This is a genomic window from Desulfocurvus sp. (assembly GCF_023230885.1).
Classification (GTDB): Bacteria; Desulfobacterota; Desulfovibrionia; order Desulfovibrionales; family Desulfovibrionaceae; genus Desulfocurvus.
The window spans coordinates 1-6,371 of the sequence record NZ_JALNWM010000205.1; the positions used below are offsets into that span (position 1 = coordinate 1).

Below are 6,371 nucleotides of genomic sequence, written 5' to 3' on the forward strand. Positions count from 1 at the left end.
GACGGCGGGGGCAGCATGGGCGCCGCCCTCTACTGCTACTGGCACGGGCGCGACGAGGCCCGCCCCCGGGAGCCCCACAACCCCCTGCTCGGCCCGGCCTACGACGAGCAGGACATGCAGGCCGCCCTGCACGCCGCCGGGCTGCCCTTCCGGCGCCTGGACGACGAAACCCTGTTCCGGCGCACGGCCGAGCTCATCGCCCGCGACCAGATCGTGGGCTGGTTCCAGGGGCGCATGGAGTTCGGCCCCCGGGCCCTGGGCAACCGCAGCATCCTGGCCAACGCCACCAACGCGGCCATGAAAGACATCATCAACGCCCGGATCAAGTTCCGCGAGGATTTCCGGCCCTTCGCCCCGGCGGTGCTCGAAGAGCGCGCCGCCCAATGGTTCGACCTCGACGGCCCAAGCCCCTACATGCTCCTGGCGCCGCAGGTCCTCCCGGGCCAGGGCGCGCGCATCCCCGCGGTGACCCACTGCGACAACAGCGCCCGGGTGCAGACCGTCCGCGCCGCGGACAACCCGCGCCTGCACCGCCTCATCGCGGCCTTCGAGGCCCTGTCCGGCGTCCCGGTGGTCATGAACACGAGCTTCAACGTCCGCGGCGAGCCCATCGTGTGCAGCCCGCAGGACGCCTGCAACTGCTTCCTGAAAACGGACCTCGACTTCCTGGTCATGGGCAACTTCCTCGTGGACAAGGGGTTCTAGCCATGCGCAACAGCCATTTCGACCGCGAGGCCCTGCTGGCCAAGGCCCGCGAGCTGGAAACCGACGACGCCCCGGCCCCCGGCTGGCTGGCCAAGGCCCTGCGCCTGCTGGCCGACAACGCCGACCTGCTGCCCCCGCAGGACGACCCCGAACGCTTCGTCATCGAATACATCTATCCCCACTAGGGCCGCCGGACCGCGCCATGCAAAGCTATGACAACAGATGTCACCAGCACAGCCAGCGCAAGCCCCCGGGCGTCTTCCGCGTCCTGTGCCTGGGCGACTCGCTGACCTTCGGCCAGGGCGTGCTGCCCGGCGAGGCATACCCGGCGGTGCTGGAGGAGCACCTGAACCGCTTTCGCTGGGACCTGCCCGTGGAGGTGGTCAACTTCGGGCACTGCGGCTATTCGCTGCACGACTCCGTGTCCGCGTTCGCCCTGCGCGCGGAGGCGATGGAGCCGGACGCGGTGGTCCTGACCCTGTGCAGCAACGACGCGGAGCTGCACAGCACCCCCGATGGCGCGGGCTACCGGGAATACGAGGACGCGAACTGGGCCCCGGAGGGCCCGGTCTTCCCCCTGTTCCGAAGCGCCCTGGCCGCCTTCAAGGCCGGGCTGGACGCCAGGGCCACGCCCCTGGTGCTGTGCTTCTGGAGCATCGACGGCGACAGGACGCGCCCCGTGGCCGAACAGGTCGGCAGCGCCGCCGGGGCCCTGGGCATCGACTTTCTGGACCTGTCGCAGGACTTCACCGGCCCCCGGGCGGCCAAGGCCGACCCGGGCGCCCGGGTTTCCGCCGCCGACGGCCATCCCTCGGCGGCGGCCCACCGCGTCGCCGCCATGCGCCTGGCGCGCCACCTGCTCACGGCCGGGCCCCTGGCCGGGGACACCGCGGCTCCCATCCCCGAGGACGAGGTCGCCCGGCGCTGCGTGGCCGCCGCCCGGGCCATGCTCGCCGCCGGGCGCCGCCCCGAAAACGCCTGCGTCTGGCTGCTGGACACGCTGGCGGCCAAGCGCCAGAGCCGGGCCCGGCTGCGCCTGGACGCCGCCGGGCTCCTGCCCGGCGCCGCGTGGGAGGACATCCTCTGCGCGGCGCGCCAGGAGCTGGTCTGCGTCCTGACCCGGCGCCACTGCGAGGGTTTCGCCGCGTTCGTCGGCCCCGGAACGTTTTCCCAGATGGAACTATGCCTGCGGATGATCGAACGGCTGCGCAAGCGCTGCATGCTGCTGGAGGCGGCCGCCTCGGGCGCCCCCCTGCAGGAGGCGGCCTTGAAGGCGCTCACGCGGGACTGCGATCCGGCGGGCGGCACGATTGCGGACCCGACGGTGGCCCGCCGTCGGCTGGCGCTGCTGCACGCCAGGATGGCCGAGGCCCTGGAGCGGCTGTACGCGCCGCCCCCCGAGGCCGGGCCGTGGTCCATACTGCCCGGCCCGGCCTGCGACGCGGCCGCGCCCCTGCGCGCGTGCCTGGAGGAGTTCACCCTCGTCACCCGGGGGGCCCGGGAGCTGGCCCTCAGGATCGCGACCCTCCTCTCCCGCTGCGCCAGCCGCAAGGATCCGGCGTTCCAGCGCGCCCTGGGCCTGCTGTCGGCCCACCTGGGGGGCCTGGCCCTGGCGCTGGAAGCCGTTGCCAAGTCCTGCCACCTCTCGCGCCTGGAGGCCATGCGCCCGCCCCTGCCCGCGCCGCCCGCCACGCGGATCAGCCTGGCCGCGACCCTGCCCCCGGGGGCTGCGGGCCTGCTGCGGATCGTCGTCCACTACCTCCAGCCCTTCCACCCCCCCGTTGGCGACTACCACGCCCTTTTGGCCGACGGCCGGGAGCACACCTACCGCTGGGAGGTTCCCCTGCTGGTCAACGCCACCCTGCGCATCGAGCTGCTCGGCGCCGCGCCGGGCGTGCGTCTCGCGGAACTGCTCGGCCCCGTGACCATCAACGAAGGAAGCCCCGGGGCCCGGACCATCCCCCCCGAGCAGGCCGAAAGCACGGCTCCGGACAAGGTGCACATCCCCCTGGCCCTGGTCCACCCCGCCCACGGCTGACGACACGGCGCCCCCCCGCACCCGATTCCCTTTCCCGTCCTTTCGTGCTATATACTGGATGGGATCATCCGCGCGGCCAGCCCCCCGCGCGGGCCCAAGGCGGAACCATGCCCCAGCGCCCGCGACACGACGACCTGCACGAGCTGCACGATCTGCTCGCCGCCAGCCAGGGCTGGGTCGCGACCCGCGTGGCGCGCTACGCCGTGGCCCAGGGCTTCGCCCAGGCATCCCCCCTGGCCGGCTCCTGGCACGAGGCCGTGGCCGAGGTCTGCGCGGCGATCCTGGCCACGATCCGCGAACACGACGGCCAGGCACCGCCCCTGGGCCCCCCGGGGGCAGCCCCGCCCGGCCCGCTGGAGGCCCTGGCCGCAAGGCAGGCCCGCGCCCGCCGCAGGCGCGGGGCCCGGCTGGACATGTATCTCGGCCTGCTGAAGATCCTGCGGCGCAGCCTGCTCGACCTGCTGGCGGAACGCCCCGCCCCCCTGGACGATCCCCGCGCCGCCCCGGTCTTCGTCAACCGCTGCCTCGACGCCTTCGAGGTCGCCCTGTGCGCCCGCTGGACCGCCCCGGACCAGGACACGGCGCTGGACGAACTGCGCGCGGGCAACCGCGAGCTGAGCCGCGAGCGCGACCTGTACATGGGGGCCCTGGAGGCCCTGCCCGATCCCCTGGCCCTGGTGGACGCCCAGGGCCGCCTGCGCCACATAAATCTTGCGGCCGCCGTCCGCCTGGGCGTGCCCCTGCTTCCGGGCGGGCTGTATTCCGAGACGGCAAAGCCCGGCCTTCTGGCCCCCGGCGACCACTGCCCGCGCACGCGCGACGGCCTGCGGGGCCTGCCCCTGGCGACGCTGCTGCCCTGGATCGAAGCGCCCCTGGCGGCCTTCCTGGCCGGGGAGCGCAGCCTCAGGCGGCTGGACATCCAGGCTGGCGACGCCTCCGGGCCGCGCACCATCCGCCTGACCCTGGCCCGGATGCCCGGCGTGGCCGGAAGCCTGGGCGACACGGTGGTCCAGATGGCCGACGTGACCGACCAGGCCGCGCCCCTGTGTGCGCCGGAATCCGGAAACCCGCGCCGCCAGGACGACCTGCTGCGGCTGGTCATGGACCACACCCCCGCCCTCGTCGCCTACCTGGACCGCGACCTGCGCTACCGCTTCGCCAACGCCCACCACGCCGAGGTCTTCCACCTGACCCCGGCGGACATCGTGGGCCGCCCCCTGGGCGAACTGTTCGGCGAGCAGGCCGCGGCCCGGATGCGGCCCCACTGCGAGCAGGCCCTGGCCGGAACCCCGAGGCACTTCGAGCTGCCCTTCACCTCGCCCCGGGGCACGACGCGCCACTTCGACGCGGCCTGCATCCCGCACCGCACGGGGAACGAGGTGGCCGGGCTGGTGCTCCTGCTCCAGGACGCCACCCCGCGCAAGCGCGCCGAGCAGGAACAGCAGCGCTTCTTCGACGTGTCGCTGGACATGCTCTGCGTAACCGGGCTGGACGGGCGCTTCCGCAAGGTCAACGACGCCTGGCGGCGCATCCTGGGTTGGGAGCGCGGCGAGCTGCTGGGCCTGCCCTGGGCGGCCTTCGTGCACCCCGACGACGCCGACGCCGTGCGCCGCGCCTTCGGGCAGCTGGCCCGGGGGCACAGCGTGATGGGCGTGGAAAGCCGCTTCCGGCGCAAGGACGGCGCCTTCCGCTGGGTGAACTGGAACGCCCTGCCCCTGCTGGACGAAGGCCAGGCCTATGCCGTGGCCCACGACACCACGCGCCGCCGCGAGATGGAGGATGTGCTGCGCCAGCTGGCCACGCGCGACTCCCTGACCGGGGCCTGCAACCGCCGCCAGTTCCTGGAGCTGGCCGCGCGCGAGGTGGACCGCGCCGGGCGCTACGTCCGCCCCGTCAGCCTGCTGATGCTCGACATCGACCGCTTCAAGCGCATCAACGACACCCACGGCCACCCGGCGGGCGACGAGGTTCTGCGCGCCCTGGTGGCCTGCGCGGGCCGGTCCCTGCGCCGCACGGACGTCCTCGGGCGCGTGGGCGGCGAGGAGTTCGCCGTGCTGCTGCCCGAAACCGAAGCCCCCGACGCCCTGCGGATCGCCGAGCGCATCCGCGCCGACGTGGAGGGCCTCGCCGTGCCCTACGAAGGCAAGGAACTGCGCCTGACCGTCAGCATCGGCCACGCCCAGACCCGGGGCGGACGATCCCTGGAGGAGCTGCTCAAGCTGGCCGACGACGCCCTCTACGAGGCCAAGCGCACCGGGCGCAACCGCGTTGTGGCCGCCCCGGCCGAAAACGACCCCGCCCCGCCCCCGCCGGACGCGCCCTGACCCGCGGCCCCCGCCGCTGCGGGCGCCTTCTGCCGTCGCGCGGCGCCGGGCCACGGCCCCAAAAGCGCGGGCGCCGCCACAGGCGGCGCCCTCTGCCCGGCGTGGCGCGCGACACGGCGCCGCGCCGGGTTTCGCGGCCCGGCAGCTAGGAGTCGAAGCCGTCGCGAATCTGGCGGAAGAGCGACACCAGGACGCCGTCGGGCACCTCGCTGCCGTCCACGACCATGTGCGCCAGCTGCGCCACGCGGTTGCCGCTGGGGGTCACGGTCTGGCGCAGCGTGAGGGCCAGGTTCTGGTCGCGCCCGGGCTCGCGCACGGCCACGCGCAGGATCCAGTGGCGGCCGTCGCGGTCCCAGTCCAGGCGCACGTCGCGCCCGGCGCGCTGGCTGGAGCGCATGAGCGCCAGCAGCGCCCGGGTGCTGAAGGGCCCGTGCCGACGGGCGGCGACGCCCAGGAATTCGCCCCGCCCGCTGCGAATGACCAGGGGCAGGTCCAGGAAGGCATCCCCGGGCCGGGCGTGCAGGGGGTTGTCCTGCTCGATGCGCCGCCGGACGTACTCCTCCAGGCGGGCGTTCCCGGCGCGCAGGGCCCGGACCTCGGCCTCCAGGGCCTCGGCGCGCCCGCGCTGGCGCTCCAGCTCGTCCCGGGCCTGGCGGCTTTCCTGGCGGGCCTGCTCCAGGGCGGCGCGCAGGGCGGCGGCCTCGTCGTGCAGGGCCGTGATCTCGCGGCGGTACACGGCCTGGCCCTCGAGCACGCCCGCCACGCGGTCCATGACGGCGCTCAGGGATCGGGACAGGGCCGGATCCAGGCTCGGCGCATCGGCGCCCTGGGCCCGGACAGGCGCGCCCGCGCGCCCGAAACGGGCCGGGGCTTCGCGGGCGGGGCGGGGCGGGGTCGGCGAACGGTCGTCCACGGGGCGTCTCCTGCGGGGCCGGGGCGCGGCCCGCCGCCGCCCCCCGGGCGGGGGCGCGCGGACGCGGCCTGCGGGTCCAGCCCAGGCGCCCAGAAGCCTAGCACGAAGAACCAGAAAATGTCTAGATTATCTATAATGCCCTGCCGAAACTCCCTTTGTCCCGGTGCCCCCCCCCGGCGAGAGCGCTGGCGGACGGAGCCAAGCGGAGATGGACGGCAACGGGGACAACGGCCGCGGACGGTGGCGGGGCGACGGGGGGCGGCAGGCGACGGCCACGGACGGGGCAACGGCCCGCGAAGCCCTCAGACGGGGCCGCACGGATTGACGACGGCCACGGCGACCGGCGGACGACGAAGGGCAAAGGAGACGGAAGAGGACAACGGGCAGGTAA

The 6,371-nt window shown here is 74.5% G+C and carries 5 protein-coding genes; 4 read left to right on the forward strand and 1 reads right to left on the reverse strand.

The window, feature by feature from the left end; all coding sequences use genetic code 11:
* From M0P34_RS12960 to M0P34_RS12975, 4 genes are all read left to right on the forward strand, one after another.
* A partial coding sequence (locus M0P34_RS12960) for a carbamoyltransferase C-terminal domain-containing protein (RefSeq protein WP_291499816.1) occupies positions 1-705 on the forward strand: 705 nt, incomplete at its 5' end.
* 2 nt (positions 706-707) lie between these two features.
* Entirely contained in the window at positions 708-890 is a 183-nt protein-coding gene (locus tag M0P34_RS12965; RefSeq protein ID WP_291499818.1) for a hypothetical protein, read from the forward strand.
* Between the two features lie 17 nt (positions 891-907).
* Positions 908-2,743 (forward strand): SGNH/GDSL hydrolase family protein, encoded by a 1,836-nt coding sequence (locus tag M0P34_RS12970; protein WP_291499820.1) that lies wholly within the window; start codon positions 908-910, stop codon positions 2,741-2,743.
* Positions 2,744-2,850: 107 nt separating this feature from the next.
* Positions 2,851-5,067 (forward strand): diguanylate cyclase, encoded by a 2,217-nt coding sequence (locus tag M0P34_RS12975; RefSeq protein WP_291499822.1) that lies wholly within the window; start codon positions 2,851-2,853, stop codon positions 5,065-5,067.
* A 145-nt stretch (positions 5,068-5,212) separates the two neighbouring features.
* On the opposite strand, the gene M0P34_RS12980 is transcribed toward M0P34_RS12975, so the two are convergent.
* Complete coding sequence (locus M0P34_RS12980; protein WP_291499824.1) at positions 5,213-5,980, reverse strand: hypothetical protein; 768 nt, start codon at positions 5,978-5,980, stop codon at positions 5,213-5,215.
* Positions 5,981-6,371 lie beyond the last annotated feature (391 nt).